The organism is Amycolatopsis sp. CA-211722 (genome assembly GCF_056828465.1).
In genome coordinates this window covers 6,676,482-6,700,519 of the sequence record NZ_CP184752.1, presented here as the reverse complement: position 1 = coordinate 6,700,519, position 24,038 = coordinate 6,676,482, and the positions used below count along the sequence as shown (strand labels likewise).

Below are 24,038 nucleotides of genomic sequence, written 5' to 3'. Positions count from 1 at the left end.
ACCTGGAGCTTTGATGTCTACAGAGGACAAGACCCGCCAGTACCTGAAGAAGGTCACGGCCGAACTGCGGCGTACCCAGGACAGGCTTCGCGAGGTGGAGGGCCGGGCGCACGAGCCCATCGCCGTGGTCGGGATGGGCTGCCGTCTTCCCGGTGGCATCGACTCCCCGTCCGGGCTGTGGGAACTCGTCCGAGACGGGGGTGACGCGATCACGCCGTTCCCGGACGACCGGCACTGGGACCTCGACGAGCTCTACGACCCGGATCCGGACGCGGGAAGGTCCGGCCGCTCCTACGTCCGTGAAGGCGGCTTCCTGCACGACGCGGCGCTCTTCGACGCCGGTTTCTTCGGTATCTCCCCTCGGGAAGCGCTCGTGATGGATCCCCAGCAGCGAGTGCTGCTGGAGGTCGCGTGGGCGACGTTCGAGTCCGCCGGGATCGACCCGGACGAGCTGCGTGGCAGCCGGACCGGCGTCTACGTCGGCTCGACCGGTAACGACTACGAACTGGTGTGGAAGGGCTCGAAGGAGTACTCCCCGCACGGCATCACCGGAAACAGTTCGAGTGTCATCTCGGGGCGGATCTCCTACTGCTTCGGGCTCGAAGGACCCGCGGTGACCGTCGACACCGCCTGTTCTTCGTCGCTGGTGGCGATCCACGAAGCGATTCGCGCGCTGCGCGAGGGCGCGTGCGGGATGGCGCTGGCGGGCGGGATCACCGTGATGGCCACACCGGACACCTTCACCGAGTTCTGCGGCCAGGGCGTGACCTCGATCGACGCCAGGTGCAAATCCTTCGCCGACGGGGCGGACGGGGCGATCTGGGCCGAAGGTGCCGGGCTCCTCCTGCTCGAACGGCTGTCCGACGCCCGCCGTGCCGGGCATCCCGTGCTGGCACTGCTGCGGGGTTCCGCGGTGAACCAGGACGGGACGAGCAACGGTCTCTCGGCGCCCAGCGGGCCCGCGCAACAGCGCGTGATCCGGGCCGCGCTCACCGACGCCGGGCTGTCCGCGCAGGACGTCGACGTGGTGGACGCGCACGGCACCGGCACCACCCTCGGCGATCCGATCGAGGCCAACGCGCTGATCGCGACCTACGGCAAGGACCGCTCACCGGACCGTCCGCTGCGGCTCGGCTCGCTGAAGTCGAACATCGGGCACACACAGGGCGCGGCGGGGGTCGCCGGCGCGATCAAGCTGATCATGGCCATGCGGCACGGTGAACTGCCCAAGACCCTGCACGTCGACGCTCCGTCGTCCAAAGTGGACTGGACGAGGGGCGCGGTCGAACTGCTCACCGAGTCGGTGCCGTGGCCTGAGACGACGACACCGCGGCGAGGCGGTGTGTCCTCCTTCGGCATCAGCGGCACGAACGCCCATCTGCTGATCGAGGAGGCACCGGCGCAGGACGTGCCCCCAGCGACGGCGACCGGGTCGCTTCCGGTGCTGCCGTGGGTGATCTCCGCCAAGACCGGGGCGGCGCTGCGCGGCCAGGCGGCCCGGTTGGCGTCTTTCGCCGAAAGCCAGGTTCCCGCCGATGTGGCGGGCGCGCTGACCGGCACGCGGGTCGGTTTCCGGCACCGCGCGGTGGCGTTCGGCAGGACCGCCGAGGACTTCGCCGTCGCGCTGAGGGCCTACGCGGACGGCACCACGAACGGCGCCGTCGTCGAAGACGTGACCGGCAACGGTTCGGTCGCCTTCCTGTTCACCGGGCAGGGCGCGCAGCGGCCGGGAATGGGACGCAGGCTCGCGGCCGGGTATCCCGTGTTCGCCGACGCGCTCGACGCCGTCTGCGCCGAACTCGACGAGCATCTGCCCCGGCCGCTGCGCGAGATCATGTTCGCCGAAACCGGCTCGGCCGATGCGGAACTGCTGTACCGCACCGAATTCACCCAGCCCGCGTTGTTCGCCTACGAGGTCGCGCTGTTCCGGCTCGTCGAGTCGTGGGGGGTGCGCCCGGATCAGCTGCTCGGGCATTCGGTCGGGGAGATCGCCGCCGCGCACGTGGCCGGAGTCTGGTCGCTGTCCGACGCCTGCCGGGTGATCGCCGCCAGAGGACGCCTGATGCAGGCGCTGCCCGAGGGCGGGGCGATGGTGTCGGTGGACGCGACCGAAGCGGAGGTCCTGCCCGATCTGGCCGGTCTCGAGGACCGGGTGTCGATCGCGGCGATCAACACCGCGGAGTCCGTGGTGTTGTCCGGGGACGAGGACGCGCTGGCCGGTCTCGAACGGCTGTGGGAAGACCGTGGGCGCCGGACCAAACGGCTCCGTGTCAGCCACGCCTTCCATTCTCCGCTCATGGAGCCGATGCTCGCCGAATTCGAAGCCCTGCTCGGCGAGCTCACCTACCACCCGCCGTCCATCCCGATCGTGTCCGACGTGACCGGGGAACCGGCGACGGCCGAACGGTTGCGCTCACCGCGGTACTGGGTCGAGCACGCGAGGGCGGCCGTCCGGTTCCACGACGGCCTGGCCACCCTGCGGGAAGCGAAGATCACCACCCTGCTGGAACTCGGCCCGGCCGCGGTCCTCTCCGCGATGGTGCCCGACGGCGGTGACCCCGGAATGGTCGCCATCCCGGCCGTGCGCACCGACCGGGACGAGGCCGAATCCGTCCTGCGGGCGGTGGGCGCGCTGCACGCCCGAGGGGTGCCGGTGAATTGGTCGGCGGTCCTCGCCCCCGTCGCGCCTTCGCCCGTCGAATTGCCGACCTATGCCTTCCAGCGCGAGCACTACTGGATCGCCCCGGACGCGGACAACGCCGATGTCCAGGCGGCCGGCCTGCTTCCGGCCGGGCATCCGCTGCTGGGCGCCGCACTGACGCTCGCCGACGGCGGTGGTGTCGTGCTCACCGGCCGGATCTCGTTGCGGGCGCAGCCCTGGCTGGCCGGCCACCGCGCCCACGACACCGTGATCCTGCCGGGCACGGCGTTCGTGGAGCTCGCGCTGTCCGCCGGCGAACAGGTCGGCTGCGACGTGATCGAAGAGCTCACGATGGAGACCCCGCTGACCCTGCCGGACGAGGGCGGGGTACGGATCCAGGTGCTGGTCGGCGAACCGCTGGACTCCGGCAGCCGTCCGGTGCGGGTGTTCTCCCGGTCCGACGGCGCCGATGTCGGATCCTGGCATTCCCACGCGTCCGGGCTGCTGGGTGCCCGCACCGCGCCCGCCGGCGACGGACTGACCGAATGGCCTCCCGCGGGTGCGGAGCCGATCCCGTTCGACGGCGGCTACTACGACGACCCGGAGGTCGTGCTGGCGTTCGGGTACGAAGGCGTCTTCCGCGGTCTTCGGAAAGTCTGGCTGCGTGGGGACGCGGAGCTGTTCGCGGAGATCGAACTGCCCGGGGACCGCTCGCTGACCGACGGTTACGGTCTGCACCCGGCGTTGCTCGACGCCGCGCTCCAGGCGGTCGGGCTCGGCCCGTTCCTGGATTCGATCAACCAGGGTTCCGGCAGCATGCCGTTCGCCTGGTCCGGGCTGACCCTGCACGCGGCGGGGGCGTCGATGCTCCGGGTGCGGGTCACCGGCGCCGACGGCCACGTGGCGCTGACCCTCGCCGACGGCGCGGGCGCGCCGGTGGCCTCGATCGAGAACCTCGCGTGGCGGCCGGTCGCCGACCGGTCGGCTCTCGGCGCGCCGGACGTGGACGACTCCCTGTACGGGCTGGATTGGGTGCCCGCCCGCGGACCTGCCGCGGCCGACGGCGGCGGGCATGTCCTGCTGGATTCGGGATCCGCCGGGCTCACCGCGCTGATCGCGGCGGGCGGGCCGGTCCCGGAGACCGTGGTCGTCCCGGTGTCCACACAGGACGGTTCGGTGGTGCCGTCGGCCCGGGCGGCGCTGGCCGAGGTCGCCGACGTGCTGCGGGTCTGGCTCGCCGAGGACCGGTTCGCCGACGCGAAACTGGTGCTTTCCACCCGAGGAGCCGTCGCCGCGGCGGCCGGGGATCGGATCGACCTGACGGTCGCCGGGATCTGGGGTGTGGCGCGCTCGGCCCAAGCCGAGAATCCGGGCCGGATCGTGTTGCTCGACACCGACGGGCCGGTGGACGACGCGATTCCGGCCGCTCTCGCGACCGGTGAGGCACAGGTCGCCGTCCGCGCCGGGACGGCCCTGATCCCGCGGTTGCATCCGGTCGCGGCCGACGGGCTCCTGCCGGTCCCGGCGGAACCGGCTTGGCGGCTCGACAGCACCGGGCACGGCACGCTCGACAACCTGGCGCTCCTGCCTTGTCCGGAGGCGCTCGGACCACTCGGGCCGCTCGACGTCCGGGTCGGGATCCGGGCCGCGGGGGTCAACTTCCGCGACGTCCTGGTCGCGCTCGGCATGTACCCGGGGAAGGCGGTACCGGGGGCGGAAGCCGCCGGGGTGGTCCTGGAAACCGGCGACGACGTGTCCGATCTCAGCACAGGTGACCCGGTGTTCGGCGTGTTCACCGGCGCGATGGGCCCGGTGGCGGTCACCGATCACCGGCTGCTCGCGCCGATTCCCCCGGACTGGTCGTACGAAGCCGCGGCTTCCGTCCCGATCACGTTCCTCACCGCGTATTACGGCCTCACCGATCTCGCCGGGCTCCGGCGGGGAGAGTCCGTGCTGATCCATTCCGGCGCCGGCGGTGTCGGCATCGCGGCGATCCAGCTCGCGAAACATCTCGGGGCGGAGGTGTTCGCCACGGCGAGTGAAGGCAAATGGGACACGCTGCGCGGGCTCGGGCTGGACGACGCGCATATCGCTTCCTCGCGGACGGTCGACTTCGAAACCCGGTTCCGCGAGACGACCGGCGGCCGCGGCGTCGACGTGGTGCTGAATTCGCTGACCGGCGAGTTCCTGGAGGCGTCATTGCGCCTGCTCGCTCCGGGAGGACGGTTCCTGGAGATCGGCAAGGCCGACGTCCGCGAACCCGAAGCGGTGGCCGCGGCCCATCCCGGCGTCCGCTATCACTCGTACGACCTGGTCGCGTCCGCGGGCGAAGACCGGGTCCGCGAGATGCTGACCGAGGTCTCGGTGCTGTTCGGCCGCGGCGTGCTCACCTTGCCGCCGCGCCGCGATTACGACCTCAGGCGTGCGGGAGAAGCGCTCCGGCACGTCAGCCAGGCGAAGCACGTCGGCAAGGTGGTCCTCACCGTGCCGCGGAAACCCGACCCCGACGGCACGATCCTGGTGACCGGCGGTACGGGCTGGCTCGGTGGCCTGATCGCCGAGCACCTCGCACGCCGGGGCGCGCGGCGGCTCATGCTGCTCAGCCGCCGCGGCGAGGACACTCCCGGTGCCGGCGACCTGATCACGAAGCTGTCCGATCTCGGCGCCGAGGTCACGGTCGTCAAGGGTGACGTCGCCGACCGCGGCGACCTCGAAGCCGCGCTGGCCACCGTGGCAGCGGAACACCCGCTCACCGCGGTCGTGCACGCGGCCGGGGTGCTCGCGGACGGCGTCGTCGCCACGTTGACCGGCGAGCAGCTCGACGCCACCCTCCGGCCGAAACTCGACGGGACCTGGCATCTGCACGAACTCACCAAGGACCTCGATCTCGCCGCGTTCGTCTGCTTCTCCTCCGCGGCGGGCATCTTCGGGGCCGCGGGACAGGGCGCCTACGCCGCCGCGAACTCCTTCGCCGACGCGTTGATGACGTGGCGGCGGGATTCCGGCCTGCCCGGCACCTCGCTCGCCTGGGGCCTCTGGGCACCGGGAGACGACTCCGCCGAGCGCGGCGGGATGGCGGGCGGGCTCAGCGCGGCGGACTGGGCACGGATGGGCCGAACCGGCGTCCGCGGGCTGACCGCGACGCAGGGCCTCGCCCTCTGGGACGCGGCGCAGGAGTCGGACCGGGCGCTGCTCGCGCCGCTCGGGCTCGACCTCGGCACGATCTCCGGGCTGGGCGACGGTATCCCGCCGTTGCTGCGGGACGTCGTCCGCGGCTCCGCCCGCCGGGTGGCGGCGGGGCGCCGCCAGGACACGCCCACCGAGGCGCCCGACGCGCTCGTCCGGAGGTTGGGTTCGCTGCCGGAGGCGCAACGCGAACGGCAGCTGGTGTCGCTCGTGCGGAGTCACCTGGCGGCCGTGCTCGGCTACGCCTCGGGCGACGAGGTGCCCACTGAAACCCCCTTCCGCGAACTGGGGTTCGACTCCCTGACCTCGGTCGAGCTCCGCAACCGGCTCACCGCGGCCACGGGCCTCCGGCTGCCGCCGACGCTCGTTTTCGACCACCCGACGGCGAACGCCCTGGCCGGATACCTCGGTAGGGAGATCGCCGATTCCGGTGCTCCCGCCGCTGCGGCGCCGTCGCCCGCCCTGGCTCAGCTGACCGCCTTGGAACGAACTGTCGCCGAGCTGGACGAGGACGCCGAAGTGCGCACGACGCTGGGTGCGCGTGTGCGTGCCCTGCTGACGCAGCTGGAAGGCGCGAGTTCAAGCGACACGGAGGACACGCTGCGGTCCGCCTCCGTGGACGAGCTGTACGACTTCGTCGACCGGGAGTTCGGCCGTGCCAGTGACGACGACGAAACCGTGGGGGCCTAGTCATGTCCGATGACCCGAAGCTCGTCGAGTACTTCAAGCGGGTGACGGCGGAGCTGTACGAGACCAAGAAGCGGTTGAACCGCCTCGAAAACGCCGAGGCCGACCCGGTGGTGATCGTGGGCGCCGGCTGCCGGTTCCCGGGCGGGGTCGAATCGGTCGAACAGCTGTGGGACGTGTTCGTCGAGGGGCGGGACTTGATCTCGGAGTTCCCCGGCGATCGAGGCTGGAACCTGGCGGAGATCTACGATCCCGACCCCGAGGTACCGGGGAAGTCGTATGTCCGCCATGGCGGTTTCATCGACTCCGCGACCGAATTCGACGCGGGATTCTTCGGCATCTCGCCGCGGGAAGCGCTGGTGATGGACCCGCAGCACCGGCTGCTGCTGGAGGTCTCGTGGCATGCGCTGGAGTCCGCCGGGGTCGACCCGGCCCGGCTCCGCGGCAGCCGGACGGGCGTCTTCACCGGCCTGGTCGGCGGCGATTACGCCTCCCGGGTGGAGGAGGTCCCGGTCGATCTGGTCGGGCAGGTCTCGATCGCCAACGCGGCCAGCGTCGCCTCCGGGCGGGTGTCGTACCTCTTCGGTTTCGAGGGCCCGGCGATCACCCTGGACACGGCGTGCTCGTCCTCGCTCGTCGCGATGCACCTGGCCGCGCGGTCGCTGCGGAACGGCGAATGCACCCTGGCCCTCGCCGGTGGCGCGACCCTCATCCCGAGCCCGATCCGGTTCATCGAGTTCTCCCAGCAGCGCGGCCTCGCGCCGGACGGCCGGTGCAAACCCTTCGCCGCCGCCGCGGACGGCACCGCCTGGGCGGAAGGCGCCGGGATCGTCGTCCTGGAGAAGCTCTCCGACGCTCGGCGCAACGGGCACCGGGTGCTCGCCGTGCTCAAGGGGTCGGCGGTCAACCAGGACGGGGCCTCCAACGGTCTCACCGCGCCCAGCGGACGGGCGCAGCAGCGGGTGATCACCGACGCGCTCGCGGACGCCGGACTGTCCACACAGGACGTCGACGTGGTCGAAGCCCACGGCACGGGCACGAAACTGGGTGATCCGATCGAGGCGCAGGCGCTGCAGGCCACCTACGGGAAGGATCGTGCCGAGCCGGTGCTCGTCGGTTCGGCCAAGGCCAACGTGGGGCACACCCAGGCCGCCGCCGGGATCGCCGGGGTGCTCAAGATGCTGATGGCCATACGTCACGGTCTCGTGCCCCCGTTGCCGCATCTCGACCGGCCGACGCCGCACGTCGACTGGGACGGCGGCGGAATCGGCCTGACCACCGAAACCGTTCCCTGGCCGGAGACCGGCCGTCCCCGCCGCGCCGCCGTCTCGTCGTTCGGGATGAGCGGAACGAACGCGCACCTCATTCTCGAACAGGGCGAGCCACCGGCGGAGGCAGGAGCCGGCACTCCGCCGTCGCTGCTGCCGTGGACGGTTTCCGCGGCCACGGCGGCCGGGGTGGCGGCCCAGGCGAAGAAACTGCTCGACGAGCTCGGTGACGCGGACCCGGCCGACGTCGCGTATTCGCTCGCCACGACGCGAACCCATCACCGGCACCGCGCCGTCGTACTGGGCGCCGACCGCGAGGAACTGCTCTCCGGCCTTTCCGCGCTGGCCACGGGCGAGCCGTCGCCATTCGTCGTCGAAGGCACCGCGATCCCGGACTCCGGTGTGGTGTTCGTCTGCCCGGGGCAGGGCGCGCAATGGCAGGGCATGGCGGTGGACCTGCTTGAGGCTTCACCGGTGTTCGCCGAGCAGATCGTCGAGTGCGAGAAGGCGTTGACGCCGTTCGTCGACTGGTCACTGGTCGACGTCCTGCGCCAGGCCGAGGGCGCGCCGTCGCTCGATCGCGTCGACGTCGTCCAGCCCGTGCTGGCGGCCGTGATGATCTCGCTCGCCCGGCTCTGGCGGGAGCACGGCGTGGAGCCTGCCGCCGTCGCCGGTCATTCGCAGGGCGAGATCCCCGCGGCGTGGATCGCCGGTGGCCTGAGTCTTTCCGACGCCATGCGCGTGGCCGCGCTGCGCAGCCGCGCGCTGGCGGCGCTGTCGGGAACCGGTGGGATGGTCTCGGTCGCACTCGGCGCCGAGGCGACGGCCGGACTCCTCGACGGCATACCGGGCGAGCTCACCGTCGCCGCGGTCAACGGCGCACTGTCCACAGTGGTCTCCGGTACCCCGGCCGCGCTGACGGAACTGCTCGACGAGTGCGGGAAGCGTGACCTGCGGGCGCGCCGCGTCCCGGTCGACTACGCGTCGCATTCGGCTCATGTCGAACGGATCCGGGACACCGTCCTGCGCGAACTGGCGCCGCTGGTGCCGGCGGACCCGGTACTGCCGTTCGTCTCCGGCCGGACCGGCCGCTGGCTCGACGGCGAACCGCTGGACGCCGGGTACTGGTACCGGAGCCTGCGCGAAACGGTCCGGTTCGACGAGGTGACCGCCACGCTCCTGCGCGACGGCCACCGGGTACTGCTGGAGGTGAGCCCGCATCCGGTGCTCGCCGGCGCGATGCGCGAGACCCTGGACGCGAGCGGTGCGACCGCCTCCGTGCTCGGAACACTGCACCGTGGCGAAGGCGGTCCGGCCCGGTTCCTGCGCGCCCTCGCCGACGCCCATGTCGCCGGGGTCGAAGTGGACTGGCGGGTCGTTTTCGAAGGCAGCGGGGCACGCCGGGTGGATCTTCCGCCTTACCGGTTCGACCGCGACCGGTACTGGCTCGAGCCGATCCTGCCGGAGTTCGGGGACGGTGGAACGGCGGGGGAGGACCACGCCGAGCCGGACACCGACCTGGCCGCGCTGTCCCCGGAGGAGCGGCGAGCGCGGCTGGTCCGGCTCGTCCGCGGACACGTCGCCGCGGTGCTCAAGTACCCGCGGGGCCGCGAAGTCCCGCTGGACGACACCTTCCGCGACCTCGGTTTCGAATCACTCACCGCCGTGGAACTGCGCAACCGGATCGCGGGAGCGACCGGCGTCGACCTCCAGCTGACCGACGTGCTCAACTACCCGACGGTCGAGGAGCTGGCGGAGTTCCTGGCGGACGAGGTGCCCGAGCACGGTTCCGGCGGGGCCGTGCCGGAAGAGTCCGATTCGGACAGTCTGGTTTCGCTGTACCTGCGGGGTGTCGAACAGGGCCGGCCGCATGACGCGATGGGTCTGGCCAGGATGGCCGGGCGGCTGAGGGCGTCGTTCGACGATTCGACGGACGCGGCCGCCTTGGTGGGGATCTCGCGGCTGTCCGTCGGTTCGGGTGGTCCCGCGCTGGTCTGCGCGGTGCCGCCGGTCTCGCCGATCACCGACGCCGCGTATTCGTTCATCGCTCCCGCGATGCAGCGGCCCCGCGACATGTGGACGATGTGGCCGCCGGGGTTCACCGACGGCCAGCCGCTGCCCCCGGACCTGCCCAGCCTGTTCGAAGCCCAGCGCCGCGCGCTCGACGAGCACGTGGGCGACGGGCCGCTGGTGCTGGTCGGCTACTCCGCGGGCGGCTGGGTCGCCCGCGCGTTCGCCGAGTACCTGGAGGAGCGGAACCGCCCGGCGGACGCCGTCGTGCTGGTGGACATCTACCTGCCCGCTTCGGACCGCGACGAGGTGCGCGGGCGTTTCATGCAGGAACAGGCCGGACGACAGGAACTGTTCGCCGGAGGAAAGACGGGTTCGATGGCGAGCCAGCTCGGCGCGATGGGCCGCTACGTCACGCTCTTCGACACCTGGGAGCCCGTTCCGATCCGTACGCCGACCCTGCATCTGCGGGCCGCGGAATCCCTGCCCGGCCTGCCGGGCTTCACCGCGGACGAGCAGTTCCCGACCGCGCTTTGCGCACGGACCGTCGATCTGCCGGGCAACCACTACACACTGCTCACCGAGCACGAGGAGGCGGCCGCCGCCGCGTTGCACGACTGGCTGACGGAGCTCTTCGGGAACTGACGCTCCGACTTGCGGGGCCGGCGCCGTCGTGTCACCAATGGACGCGTGCCGGTGAACCTGACTCTCGTCGCCGTGCTCGGCGTCGTCATCATCGTGCTGGTGGCCGCGTTCTCCGAACGGCTGAACCTGGCCGCTCCGCTGAGCCTCGTGGTGGCCGGTATCGGGCTGAGCTTTCTCCCGGGTGTCCCGCATCCGGAGATCGAACCCGAACTGATCCTCGCCGGGGTGCTCCCGCCGTTGCTGTATTCGGCGGCGGTGAACATGCCGATGGTCGACTTCCGGCGGAACATCCGGCCGATCACCGGCCTCGCGGTCCTGCTCGTGGTGGGGACCACGCTGGGCGCGGGCTGGCTGTTCCACTGGCTGGTGCCGGGCATCGGATGGCCTGCCGCGTTCGCGCTCGGCGCGGTGATCAGCCCCACCGACGCCGTCGCGGCGACGTCGGTGGGGCGGCGGCTCGGTCTGCCACCCCGGCTGCTGACGGTGCTCGAAGGCGAAGGCCTGGTCAACGACGCTTCGGCGCTCGTACTGCTGCGGTCTGCCGTCGCCGCGGTCGCCGGGTCGGTGTCCGTCTGGGGTGTCGTGGGCGAGTTCGCCTTCTCGGTCGTCGTCGCGGCCGGAATCGGGATCCTGGTCGGGTTCGTCAACGTCCGGGCGCGCGCCTTGCTGGGCAACGCCGTACTCAACACCGCCATCTCCTTCGTGGTCCCGTTCATCGCCTTCCTGCCCGCCGAAGAAGCAGGCGCCTCAGGTGTGCTGGCTGTGGTCGTCGCCGGCCTGGTGACCGGCCATCTCGCCCCGCGGCATCTGCGCGCGACGGACCGCCTCGCCGAGACCGTCAACTGGCGCACCGCGGCGTTCCTGCTGGAGAGCGGGATGTTCCTGCTCATGGGACTCAGCGTGAAAACCCTCATCGACGAGGCACACGAGGACGGCTCGAGCGTCTGGCGCGCGCTCGCCATCGGCCTGGCGGCGTCGGTGCTCGTCATCGTCGCGCGTGTCGTCTTCGTCGGGCCGCTGGTTGCCGGCCTGTACCGCGAGCAGCGAAAGGCGGCGCGATTCAAACCGCGGCTGGAAACGACACAGGCGGTACTGCGCGGAGACAAGTCGAATCCCGCCGTCACCGAGCGACTGGACAAAGCGTCGCCGAGACGGGTGGCGCATTTCCGGAAGCGGCTCGATCGCGCCGCCGCCGACGTCGAGTTCCGGCTCACCGAGACCCTCGGCTGGCGGGGCGGTGTGGTGCTCGGCTGGGCGGGGATGCGCGGCGCGATCACCCTCGCGGCGGCGCAGACCCTTCCGCAGGACACCCCGGATCGCGCTCTGTTGGTCCTGATCGCCTACGTCGTGGCGACCACGACGCTGCTGGTGCAGGGAATGACGCTCCCGGCGGTCATCCGTGCGGCCCGGGTGCCGGCGGAGGATCCGGACCGGGCGCGTCAGGAGTACGTCCGGCTCATGACCGAGCTCGCCGACGCGGCGAAGTCCGTTTTGGACGATCCGGCGGATGGGCCGTTCAGCGAGGCGGTCCTGGAGCGGGTGCGCTCGGACGTGCGCGATCCGGGCAAGGCGCCGGCCGGCCGCTCGGCTTCGGACGTCCACCAATATCTGCGGCTGCGCCTGCGTGTCCTCACCGAACAGTCCGAACGCCTTCAGCGGGCCCGGTCTGGCGGCGGATACAGCTCGGAGACGTTGAGCCGGGCGCAAACAGCGCTCGATGTGGAGATGGCCCGCCTTGAGCAGCTGGCGGACAAACCGGCGTCATGAGCCATGAAGGATTTCGGATGTAGTCGAATCTCGGTGGTCAGTCGCCCTTGGCCAGCCGGTCGTTGATCCGGCGGGCAAGATCGCCGGTGAAGCCCGCGGCCGGCATGGTGTGGCCGAGAGCGGTGACGATCGTGTCGAGATGGGTGTCCACGGTGCCTTCGATCAACGTGGTGAGTGTCGCGGTGGTGGATCGGGCCCGGCTCCACCCCACCACGATGGCACCGATTCCGGCCAGCGCCGCGGGATACCAATAGATCCCTAGGCCGAGGTACAGCACGCCCCAGCCGACGAGTCTGGTGGCCGACCTGAACTGGGATTCGGCCGTCTGCACTGGAGTGCGGACCGTTTCCGGGACCAGCAACCACAAGCGTGGCCACACCAATCCCAGATCGAGTCCGTGGTACTGCCCGGCGATCCGGGCGTTCAGCAGCCGGAACCGTTCGCCGATCCAGGCCGGATGCCGTGGACGGTAGGCGGATACCGGGTCCACCCCCGCCCTGGCCGCCGCTCGATCGAAGAGCCTGCCGCGGACGGCCACTAGCCCACGTGCGAGCCAGGCAGCAGGCCCGCGCCACGGTCTGGACCAGACCGCTTCGGCCAGGCTGCCGACCGCCTGCGCGGCCATGGCCGTCACCGTGGCACCGGCCAGCACGAAGACCGCCGTCGCCGCGACCGGCACGCGCGGCGCCTCCCGCACGATCCAGCCGGCCACCGAGACAAGGTCGAACGCGGAGCGGTGGCCCAGCCGGACCGCGCACACCGCCGCGGCGATGAACAGCGCCCCCGGCAGCACGAGGGTCGCGACCCATCGCTCGGCGAGCTTGCCGCTCAGAGAGGACAAGAAGGGGTTCACGGCGTCGCGCCCGTCGGCAGCATCGGCTCGTTGTCGAACAAGGCGCAGACGGGCGGGTGTCCGTTGTCGTCCCGATGGTCGTGGCGCAGGCACAACCGGCGCGGGCAGCCGTACTCGCCGCGTCCGGTCCGTGGCAGGCGCGGGCTCCGCGTGCCGGGATATACAGGCATGCGTTCTGGAGTGCCCGCGTTCCTGGTCGGCTCCGCCGACTCGGCATCGAGCAGGTCGAACTGCCGGCACGCGTCCAACGCCGAACCACCCGCGCGCACGCGGGAGGCGGTGCGTTCCAGCCGGTCGGTCCACCGGCCGGCGATGGCGGCCTGGCGCAGATCCGGCATGGCGGTGCACCACAGAACGAGCGCTTGTCCCTCGTCGAACGCCGCCACTTCGCCCCTCCCTTGTGCCATCCTGAATCGTCTACCGCACCGTAGTGGGTGGCGAGGGGGAGGAGTCGGCATTTCGCTCTTGGAACGCATCCGACGTTGCCTGGAAACAAACGAATCCGACGAGGTCACCACACCCGAGGCCGTGGCGGACGCCGCTCGGTTGGTCGTGCCCGCCATCGGTACCGGCTTGCCTCCCGAGATGCTTCGAGAACTCGGAATGCTGCACTGGCTGCGGCATTGCGCCCTGCCGCCGGGCGGTATCGGGCCTGATATCCAGATCTGTACGGAACTGTTCGCCCCGCTTGCCGAATCCTTCCCCGGTGTGGTGCCACCACCGGTGCTCAGCTGGCTTCAGGAAAACCGCTATCCGGGATTGACGCCCGCGGAACTCGGTCCGTTCTACGCGTCGGTGATCACCGACGCCGCTTTGACTGCCGCGGATCCCGGCTTGACGGACCTGGGGATAGCCGCGTGTCGAGCCGCCGTCGACGCCGGCGGTGAGGTCGACCGGCCGGCGCACCTGTTCAACCTGATGACGCTGCTGAACCAGCGCTTCGAATGGACGGCCGCCGAGGCGGATCTGGACGATGCCGTCGCGGCGGGCCGCGCGGCACTCGAGTCGGCCGAGCACCCGATCGCGTCGGCGGTCCGGTTTCCTCTCGGGATCGCTCTGCTTACCCGGTTCGGCATCCGAGGACGGGAACGGGACCTCACCGACAGCACGGTGCTCCTGCGCGAAGTGGCGTCGTCTCTACCGTCCGGTGACCCGGACCGCGTCGTCTGCCTGTCGCAGCTCGCCTTGGCATTGGAGACCCATTGCAATATCGGCGGTCCGCTCGCCGTGGTCGAGGAGTACGTCGAGGTGACCCGGGAAGTCCTCGCAAGCTGTGCTTCGGACGACCCCGCATTCGGTGAAGCACTTCTGTTGCGAGGCAGCGCCCTGCGGGTCAGGTTCGTCCGTACGGGCGATGCCACCGACATCGCGGAAAGTGTCCGGTACCTACGGGAGGCGCTGGGGAAGCTCCCCAACGGCTGCGAGTCGCATGTCCCCGCGCTGCTCAATCTCGCAAGCTCGCTTCAGACCCGGTTCTCGTATGCCTCGGCGTTCACCACACCTGATGGTCCCGACAAGGCCGATCTGGCCGAAGCCATCACCCTGGCCAGGGAGGCCGACGCGGCCGTAGGAGAAGGCCACCCGCTGAGGTGGGCGGTCGAGGCCACGCTGGCGACCGTGCTCCGAGCTGACGACGCGGCCCATGCCGAGGTGACACGGGCGGCAAGAGCGGCCTTGGCGGCTCTGCCCGCGGACAGTCCGCTTCGGGGGACCGCGCTGCTGTCCCTCGGTGAGGCACTTCGCCGCCAGTACCGGGCATCCGGTGGGCAGGAGGTCCTCCGGGAAGCCGTGGACGTCCTTCGTGAGGCGAAGACGGCCGGCGCAGGCGGTCCGCTCGGCCGGACGCCGATGCTCACGGCCTTGTCGATGGTGCTGTACGAGGCGGTCAAGCTGGCGGACACCGACGGTGAGATCGATGTCGGCGAGCTCGACGAAGCCATCGAAGCAACGAGAGCGGCCGCGCCGGACATCCCCGATGACACGGTGATTCGCGGCCAGCAGCTCTGGCAGCTGGCGGAACTGCTGCGGTGGCGCTTTCTGCGCACAGGCCAGGCCACGGATCTCGATGAACGGATCGAGACGCTGCGGGCGACGGTGCCGCTGTCCCCCGACGCCCTGGCGTTGGCGCAGTGTTCGTCCGCGCTCGCGGACGCACTCAGCCTCCGGTACAGCCGGAATCCGGACCCCGCCGACCTCGACGAGTCCGTCGCCGCGTTGTGCCGGGTCGTCGAGACCCTGCCCGCGGACGACCCCAGGCTGCCCGACCTGCAGGCGGACACCGCGTTGGCGCACCTGCGACGCTTCGACGCCAGGGGCGAGACTGCCGACAGCGAGGCGGCGACCCGCCTGATCCGCTCGGCGCTCGCTGCTACCGGCTCGGGTCGCTATCGGATACTCGGCGTTCTTGCCGCGATCCTCAGCTCGACAGCCACCTCCGAGCGCGACCCGGAGAAGCTGACCGAAGCCATAGAAGCCTGCCACGCGGCAACACCACCAGGCGCGGTTCCGAAGGTGTCGGTCACCCTCACCCTGGGCAACGCGCTCATGTCCCGCTACGAGAACACCGGTGCCGAAGCGGACCTGGATGCGGCGGCCACGACCTTGCGGTCGGCTTTGGCGCACGCGACCGAGATGAACCGCGTCATGCTCGTGAACAACCTCGTCCAGGTGCTTCGCATCCGCTTTTTTCGCCACGGCGACAAAAGCGCACTGACCGAGGCGATCGACAGGGGGAAGGCAGCACTGCGGGAAAACCCCGACGCGTTACTGCTCGCGGGTAATGTCGCGGCCGCACAGACCGACCGGTACGAATGGGCCCGCGACTCCGCCGATCTCGTCGAGGCCGTCGACGCACTGCGGTCGGTGCTCGGCCGGGCCCGGCCGGACAGTCCGGATCTGCCGACGCTCCGGTTCTATCTCGGCTATGCCCTCCGGGCCCGTTTCCAGGCCACGGCTTCGATCGTGGATCTGGACGAGGCGATCGCGGTGCTGCGGCCAGGCCTCGCGTCGGCCGGCTCGCGCGACCAGAAGGTTCAAGCCGGCATGATGCTGGGAATCGCGCTGTCGCTTCACGGGCAGTGGTCGAACGACCAGGTCGCGCTCGCCGAGGCGAGCGAATTGCTGCGGGTCGCGGCTGACGGGCTACCGGTGGCGAGCCCGGGCCGGAACACGGCCGGGATCTTCTTGGCGAGCACGCTGCGCCTGCGCTTTCTCAACTCCGGAGAGGAGGACCTGCTCGCCGAAGCGATCGAGATCGGCAGGGAGATCGTCCCGCGCACCCAGGACGAGGAGACCAACCGGGCGTACGCGCTGATCACGCTGGGCACCTTGCTGGCCCTGCGGTTCGAGCGGACCGGCGACGTCGGGGTGGTGACCGAGTCGATCGAGGTGCTGCGCCGCGGGGTGGCCGCCGCGGGCACGAACAACGCGATAACGGCGAACGCGTTGTCCGAGCTGGCGCACGCGCTGCGTGGCCGGTACAGCATCCTGGCGGAGTCCGCCGATCTGGACGAGGCCATCGAGGCAGCGGAGCGCGCCACGACCTTGCCGGGCACGACACCGGCCGAACGGAGTGCCCAGTTCACCGCATTGGCCGTCGGCCTGCTGACCAGATCGCTGGCCACCGGCGATCTCGACGATCTCGACGCAGCCGTCGACCTGGGGCGCGAGGCCGCCCGCGCGCCCAACTGGCACGTCGCTTCGGCGGTCAACCTGATGACGCTGGGGCTGGCATTGTGGTCGCGCTTCGATCGGACCGGAACGGTTTCCGACCTCAACGCCGCCATCGACGCGCTGTTCGAGGCGGCGGAGGACGCCCGTCCCGGACACATCATGCGGCCCATCATGCTGACCAACCTGTCCAACGCGCTACGGACGCGGGCCGGCCTGCTTGGCTCGGCCGCCGACCTCGACGCCGCCGTGGACGCCGGGAGATCGGCCGTCGCGTCCGCGCCGGCGGACCATCCGGCGGTGTCGATGTGCCTGATGAACCTCGGGACCGCGCTGCATATCCGGTACCTGGAAAAGCAGGAAACCGCGGACCTCGACGCCGCGGTCGCGGCCTTGACCGAGGCGGTGGACCGCAGCACGCCCCAGAGCCCGAACCGGAGAGAGATTCTGCTGAACCTGGCGGGACTGCTGCGCACCCGCCGTGACCGGCGTCCGAGCCGGGACGCACTGGACCAGGCCGTCGCGCTCGTCCGGGAGGCGATCGCGATCACCGGCGTCGCGCACTCGATGTACCCGCTGTGCGTCCTCAGCCTCTCGACGGTGCTGCACACCCGGTACGACCGCGGTGGGGACGACGCGGACGCGGTCGAATCGATCGAGTCGGCCAGACGGGCGATAGACAGCATGACCGCCGGTGACCCGCGAGTCGCGGTGGCCTGGGTGACGCTGGGAAGGCTGCACGAGCAGAGGCGCGTCGAAGGCAGGCGCGACGTCGACGCCGCGGTCGCCGCCTACCGGACGGCGGTCGAATCTCCCGGTGCCGCACCGACCTATCGGGCGGCCGCGGCCAGATTGTGGGCCGAGTCGGCCGTCCGGCACCGCGATTGGGCCTCCGCTACGGAGGCCTTCGGCGTCGCTGTCGCGCTGCTGCCCCATGTGGCCTGGCACGGCATCGAACGCGACGCGCGCGAGCGCAGGCTGACGATATGGGAAGGCCTGGCCAGGGCGGCCGCCGCCGCGGCGCTGGAGGCCGGTGACCCCGGCCGTGCCGTGGAACTGCTCGAGCAGGGCCGCTCCGTGTTGTGGTCGCAGGCACTGCAGACCAAGGACGACCTGTCGATGCTGCGGGAACGTGACCTCGCGTTGCACGATCGCCTGCGCGCCGTGGCGACGAAGCTGGCGGCCACGACCGCGCCCGACATTCAGGAGTCCTCCGCCGCGACCGATCCGTGGAGCGACCCGAGCCGGCGTATGCAGTCCGACCGGATCAAGCTGGCCGAGGACTGGGACCGGTTACTTGCCGAGGCACGCGCCTTGCCCGGACTGGAATACCTACTGCGGATCCCGCCGCTGGCCACCCTCCGCGAGGGACTGCCCGACGGTCCCGTCGTCCTGCTCAACGTCGACGAAGCCCGATGTGACGCCTTGATCGTGCACCGGGACCGCGACGTCGACCACGTCCCGCTGCCTGATCTGTCGTACGTGGAGGCCGGACGACAGGCAGCGGGATACCTGCGGGCGTTGAAGCTGCTGGAAAACCCCGGCGGCCCCGGCGACCTCGCCACCATCGGCGCCAGACAAACGGTGCACGCGACCCTGGAATGGTTGTGGGACACCGTCGCCGATCCGGTACTGACCCGGTTGGGCTACACCGGGCACGATGAGCCGCTGCCACGACTGTGGTGGTGCCCGACCGGATCACTGACCCTGCTCCCGCTGCACGCCGCCGGTTACCACGACCCGGCCGACACTCCCGCCGGACGCACGGTGATCGACCGCGCGGTGTCGTCCTACACACCGACACTGCGCGCGCTGGCGAAGGCGAACACCGCGAGCGCTATCCAGCCCGCCGACCGACGTATTCTCGTGGTCAGCATGCCGGAGACCCCGCCGGTGCCCGGTAACCCGGACATGTGCCCTCTGCCCGGCGCCCGGGCGGAAGCCGAGTTCGTTTCTCGTGTGCCCTCTCTCAATGGCACGTTGCGTGTCGCCGACACCGCCACCCACGCCGCGACAACCGCCGACCTGCGCACTCACGCATACGCACATTTCGCCTGCCACGGCGGGCAAAACCTGCAACAGCCGTCGACCGGCAGCCTCTACCTGTGGGACAGACCACTGACCGTGCTCGAGGTCGCCGAACTGGATCTCGAGCACGCCGAACTGGCCTACCTGTCGGCCTGCAGTACGGCGATCGGTGGCACGAATCTGCCCGACGAGGCCATCCACCTCGCCGCGGCGCTCCAGCTCGCGGGTTACCGGCAGGTGATCGCGACCCTGTGGACCATCACGGACCGGACCGCGGCCGAGGTGACCGAGACGATGTACAACGGACTGCTCGGACCGTCGGGTCTGCGTCTCGAGGACACCGCACTCCTGCTCCATCGCACCGTGCGCGCCCTGCGCGACTCGGCCCCCCGCAACCCGGCCATCTGGGCCCCATATGTCCACTTCGGACCGTGAAGACGGGTGCATGCCCCGACCCGCTGTCCGCGACGAGTACGCGGCAGAGGGGGCGTTCGAAGCTCGCACGTGAGCCTGAACGCCCCCTCGACAGATGTCCGGCTCGCTACGCCTGCTCGCGCCACCAGCGCTGACCGGCCTCCGGCAAGGTCGAGATCGGGTCGTAGTACGGGTACTTGCGCTGCAAGGCTTCGGGGTCCTCGTGTTCGATCCCGGTCCGGTAGTTCTTGGTCCAGTAGGAGATCCCGAGCTCGCGGTCGTACTCGGCGAGCTGGTGCACCCAGCGCTTCCCGACGTAGGGCACGTCGCAGACGATGCGCGGCGTGGCGTAGCCGGGCAGGTAGCCCATGATCGCGTGCTGCAGTTCCTGCGCCTCGTGCACGGAAACCCGCCAGTGCTCGGCGTTGGGGATCATGTCGCACATGTAGAAGTAGTACGGCAGGATGTTCGCTTCGCCCTGCAGCGCGAAGCACAGGTCGAGCAGGTCGGCCGGGGTCGCGTTGACGCCCTTCATCAGCACGCCCTGGTTGCGCACGTCGCGGACGCCGACGTCGAGCGCTGTCCTGGCTGCTTCGGCGACCAGTGGGGTCACCGACTGGGCATGGTTGACGTGGGTGTGGATCGCGAGGTTGACGCCACGGCGCTGCGCGGTGCCGGCGACGCGTTCGAGGCCTTCGACGACCTTCGGCTGGATCCAGTGCTGCGGCAGGGCGGCGAGCGCCTTGGTGGCGAGCCGGATGTCGCGGACGGTGTCGATGTCCATCAGCCGCATCAGGAACGACTCCAGCTGCGGCCACGGCACGTTGGCGACGTCGCCGCCGGAGACCACGACGTCCCGCACACCTGGGGTCTTCTTCAGGTACTCGATCATCGCGTCCTGGCGGTCGACCGGTTTGAGCGAGAGCTTGTGCTTCTCGATCTGCTCGGTGGAGTTGCCGACCAGGTCCATCCGGGTGCAGTGCCCGCAGTACTGGGGGCAGGTGGAGATCATCTCGGCGAGGACCTTGGTGGGGTAGCGGTGGGTCAGCCCCTCCACCACCCACATCTCCGCCTCGTGCAACGAGTCCCGTTCGGAATGCGGGTGGCTCGGCCACTCGGTGTCGCGGTCGCTGCGTACCGGGAGCATGTAGCGGCGGATCGGGTCGGCGTACCAGGCCTCGGTCACCTTCGCCGGGTCGGTGCCCGCGTTGGGCGCCATCGTGTTGATCATCTGCGGAGGCAGCAGCATCGACATCGTGGCCATCTCGCGCTGGTCGGCGAGCATGTCCTCGTAGAAGCGCTCCTCGAGCAGGTCGCCCATCAGGGCGCGCAGTTGTTTGGCGTTGCGGATGCAGTGCACTCGCTGCCACTGCGCGTCACGCCACTCTGCCTCGGTCACGTCGTGCCAGCCGGGGAAGCGGCGCCAGTCGGGTTCGATCAGTTCGACTCGGGTGTAGTCGTAGGGCTGATCGTAGGCGGCCACCGGCGAGGTCGGTTCCTGGATCGCAGTCACTTGTACTCCTCGTCGTCGGAAACGCGTGAAAATATCCTGTCACATCGTTCGGAAGACGTAAATATTCCTGTCCTGCGGGTTGTGTCGAACGCACGCCGACCCGCTGGTCGAGCGGTCGCGCGCACGCTGCAAACTCGGGAGCGTGACGAACGCGCGAACCACGCTCCTGCTCGGCGGGCGGATCTACAGCCCCTCGGCCCCCGACGCCACCGCGATGGCGATCACCGACGGCACCGTCGTCTGGGTGGGGCAGGACGGCCCGGCCAGGGCCCTGCATCCCGACGCCGAGCTGGTCGACCTCGAGGGTGCCTTCGTCGCCCCCGCGTTCGTCGACGCGCACGTCCACGCCACCGCGACCGGACTTCACCTCACCGGCTTGAACCTCGCGAGCGTCCGGGGCGCCGGCGAACTGCTCGCCGCGGTCCGCGATGCCGCCCGCCCTGGCCGGGTGCTCGTCGCGCACGGATGGGACGAGTCCCGCTGGACCGACGGCAGGCTCCCCAGCCGCGCGGAGATCGACGAGGCCTCGAACGGTGCGCCGGTGTACCTGAGCCGGGTCGACGTCCACTCGGCACTCGTCTCCAGCGCGCTCGTCGCACTCGCCGCCGGCGTGCACGAGGCGCCGGGCTGGTCGGCCGACGGACCGCTGACCCGCGACGCCCACCATCTCGTCCGTGCCGCGATGCGCGAGGCGATCACGCCACAGCAGCGCCGCGAAGCCCAGCGCGCTTTCCTTGCCGAAGCCGCCGCACGTGGCGTGGTGAGCGTCCACGAATGCGCGGGCCCGGACATCTCCGGCGCCGAAGACCTCACCGACCTGCTCGCACTCGCCTCGCAACCGGGGCTGCCGGAGGTCGTCGGCTACTGGGGTGAACGCGGCGGCGTCGACACCGCTCGCGCGCTCGGCGCCAGGGGAGTCGCGGGCGACCTGTTCGTCGACGGCGCGCTCGGCTCCCGCACTGCCGCCCTGCACGAGCCGTACACCGACGCGCCAGGCGGCTCCGGGACGCTCTACCTCGACGCCCCCGCCATCGCCGAGCACATCGGCGCCTGCACCGAGGCCGAGCTCCAGGCCGGTTTCCACGTCATCGGCGACGCCGCCGTCGCGGAAGTCGTCGAAGGGTTCCGGCTCGCGGAGAAGACGGTCGGACGCCGGGCGCTGGCCGCCCGTCACCACCGGCTCGAACATGTCGAGATGATCGACGTCGAGCAGGCGAATGCACTCGCGGGCTGGGGTGTGGTCGCTTCGGTCCAGCCGCAGTTCGACGCGGAGTGGGGCGGCGCCCACGGCATGTACAACGACCGGCTCGGCGCGGAGCGGGCACCGAAGCTCAATCCCTTCGCCGCCATGGCCGCCGAAGGGCTCCTGCTCGCCTTCGGCTCCGACGCCCCTGTCACGCCGGTCGACCCGTGGGCCACCGTCCGTGCCGGCACCTACCACCGCACGCCGGGCTCCGGGCTGTCCGCCCGCGCGTCCTTCACCGCCCACACCCGTGCGGGACACCGCGCCGCCGGGGTCAACGACGGCGTCACCGGCAGCCTGGTCCCGGGCGCTCCCGCGCACTACGCGATCTGGGACGCCGAAGACCTCGTCGTCGCGACACCAGACTCACGCGTCCAGCGCTGGTCGACCGACCCGCGCGCGGGTGTGCCCCCGCTGCCGAACCTCGCGGAGGGGGCGACGCTGCCCCGTTGTCTGCGCACGGTCCGTGGCGGGCAGGTCATCCACGATCTGTTCACCCGGACGGCCTAGGGTTCAGGAGTGTCCACGACCGTGACCGATCCGGATCCCGAAACGGCGCCCCGGAAACGCTTCTCCCGCGCCTGGCTCCTGCGTTTCCTCGTCGCCGCGGCGTCGGGATTCACGCTGTACCTCAGTTTCGCTCCGCGCCCACTGTGGTGGCTCGCGCCGCTGGCGTTCACCGGGTTCGCCCTGGTGGTGCACGGACGGAGGTTCCGCGGCGCGTTCGGTTACGCGTTCGTGTTCGGGATGGGCTTCTTCCTCCCGCTGCTGACGTGGCTGCTGGACTTCCTCGGTCCGGGCTTCGGGCCGTGGCCGTGGCTCGGGCTGGCGATGGCGCTGTCGGTGTATCTCGGTTTCGGCGGAGCCTTCGCCACCGTGGTGTGGAGGCTGCCGCTCGGACCGTTGTGGGCGGCGCTGGTGGTCATCGCGCTGGAGACACCACGCACCTGGTTCCCTTTCGGCGGCTTCCCATGGGGGCGAGTGGCGTTCAGCCAGCCTGAAGGCGCCTTCGTTTCGCTGGCCTCCATCGGCGGCGCGCCCTTGGTCGGTCTCGCCGTCGTGGCGACCGGGTTCGGTCTCGCGGCGTTGTGCCTGCGGCTGAAGGGCGCCGACCCCCGGCGCTCCCTGGTGGCCACGTCGGCGCTGACGTTGGTGCCGGTGGTGGCGGGCCTCGCGGTGTGGCCGACGATCGGCACCGAAGCCCAGGACGGCGAGCTCACCGTCGCCACCGTGCAGGGCAACGCCCCGGACATCGGCCTGGCGCTGGAAGGCCGCCGCGACGAACTCCGGAGCAACCACCTCGCCGAGAGCGCCCGCCTGCTGGACAAGCTCAAGGCGAGCAACACGAAGGTCGATCTCCTGGTGTGGCCCGAGACCGCGATGGCCATGCGCACCGGCGATCCCGGCGTCGACGAGATGGTCCGCGACTACGGCACGCAGGCGATCATCGGCGCGCTGGTCCGGCTGCCCGACGGCAGTGCGCAGAACTCGGCGCTCGTCTGGGATCCGGTCACCGGGCCGGGGCAGCGCTACGCCAAGCAGCAGCTCGTCCCGTTCGGGGAGTACGTCCCGGCCCGTGAGCTCGCGAAGCTGGTCACACCGTTCGTCGACAGCGTGGCGAACATGACACCGGGTGACGGCGCCAACGCCGCCCTGTCGGTCGCTGGAACGAAGGTCGGCGTCTTCATCTGCTACGAGACGGCCTTCGACTACCCGGCTCGCGAATCGGTGGCCGAGGGTGCCGAGCTGCTCGTCGTGCCGACCAACAACGCCTGGTACGGGCCGGGGGAGATGAGCTATCAGCAGCTCGCGATGTCGCGGCTGCGAGCGGTCGAACATGGGCGCGCGGTGATCGTCTCCGCTACCAGCGGGGTCAGCGCGATCGTCGCGCCGGATGGTTCGATCACGGCCTCTACCAGCTTGTTCACCGCAGATTCCCTGGTGGGGCGCGTGCCACTCAGGCAGCAGACTACGCTGTCGGATCTACTCGGTGTAACGACGGAGTACGGGCTGCTCGCCCTGGCGATCGCCGGGGTTACCGGCGGGTACGTGCTGCGTTTCCGCACCCGGCGCGCGAGCGCCGCCAAGGCAACGAGGGAAGCGGCGGGCTGACC

At 70.7% G+C, this 24,038-nt stretch carries 9 protein-coding genes; 6 read left to right on the top strand and 3 right to left on the bottom strand.

The annotated features are described in order from the left end of the window. Window positions 1-10: 10 nt before the first annotated feature. The 3 genes from ACOCEP_RS31655 to ACOCEP_RS31645 are packed head-to-tail and all read left to right on the top strand — an operon-like array spanning window position 11 to window position 12,204. Window positions 11-6,517, top strand: a complete 6,507-nt coding sequence (locus ACOCEP_RS31655; RefSeq protein WP_482332785.1) for an SDR family NAD(P)-dependent oxidoreductase — start codon at window positions 11-13, stop codon at window positions 6,515-6,517. A 2-nt stretch (window positions 6,518-6,519) separates the two neighbouring features. After that, window positions 6,520-10,437 (top strand): type I polyketide synthase, encoded by a 3,918-nt coding sequence (locus ACOCEP_RS31650; protein ID WP_482332784.1) that lies wholly within the window; start codon window positions 6,520-6,522, stop codon window positions 10,435-10,437. Between the two features lie 51 nt (window positions 10,438-10,488). Then, a complete protein-coding gene (locus ACOCEP_RS31645) occupies window positions 10,489-12,204 on the top strand; it encodes a cation:proton antiporter (protein WP_482332782.1) in 1,716 nt (571 codons plus the stop codon). Window positions 12,205-12,241: 37 nt separating this feature from the next. On the opposite strand, the gene ACOCEP_RS31640 is transcribed toward ACOCEP_RS31645, so the two are convergent. After that, window positions 12,242-13,057 carry a hypothetical protein gene (locus ACOCEP_RS31640; RefSeq protein WP_482332781.1) on the bottom strand — a complete coding sequence of 272 codons (816 nt, stop codon included), beginning with the start codon at window positions 13,055-13,057 and terminating at the stop codon, window positions 12,242-12,244. Continuing rightward, the gene (locus tag ACOCEP_RS31635) at window positions 13,054-13,464 is read right to left on the bottom strand and encodes a hypothetical protein (RefSeq protein WP_482332780.1); all 411 of its coding nucleotides are present in this window, start codon (window positions 13,462-13,464) and stop codon (window positions 13,054-13,056) included. Before ACOCEP_RS31635 ends, ACOCEP_RS31640 begins: the two co-directional genes overlap by 4 nt. Window positions 13,465-13,642: 178 nt before the next feature. Between ACOCEP_RS31635 and ACOCEP_RS31630 the strand changes: the two genes are divergently transcribed. Beyond that, window positions 13,643-19,189 carry a CHAT domain-containing protein gene (locus ACOCEP_RS31630; RefSeq protein WP_482332779.1) on the top strand — a complete coding sequence of 1,849 codons (5,547 nt, stop codon included), beginning with the start codon at window positions 13,643-13,645 and terminating at the stop codon, window positions 19,187-19,189. A 106-nt stretch (window positions 19,190-19,295) separates the two neighbouring features. Here the strand turns inward: ACOCEP_RS31630 and ACOCEP_RS31625 are convergent, their stop codons facing one another. Then, window positions 19,296-20,681, bottom strand: a complete 1,386-nt coding sequence (locus ACOCEP_RS31625; protein ID WP_482332778.1) for a KamA family radical SAM protein — start codon at window positions 20,679-20,681, stop codon at window positions 19,296-19,298. A 142-nt stretch (window positions 20,682-20,823) separates the two neighbouring features. On the opposite strand from ACOCEP_RS31625, the gene ACOCEP_RS31620 reads away from it, so the two are divergent. Beyond that, entirely contained in the window at window positions 20,824-22,434 is a 1,611-nt protein-coding gene (locus tag ACOCEP_RS31620) for an amidohydrolase (protein WP_482332777.1), read from the top strand. 9 nt (window positions 22,435-22,443) lie between these two features. Beyond that, window positions 22,444-24,036, top strand: coding sequence for an apolipoprotein N-acyltransferase (lnt, locus tag ACOCEP_RS31615; RefSeq protein ID WP_482332776.1), 1,593 nt, complete (start codon window positions 22,444-22,446; stop codon window positions 24,034-24,036). The last annotated feature ends 2 nt before the right edge of the window (window positions 24,037-24,038 follow it).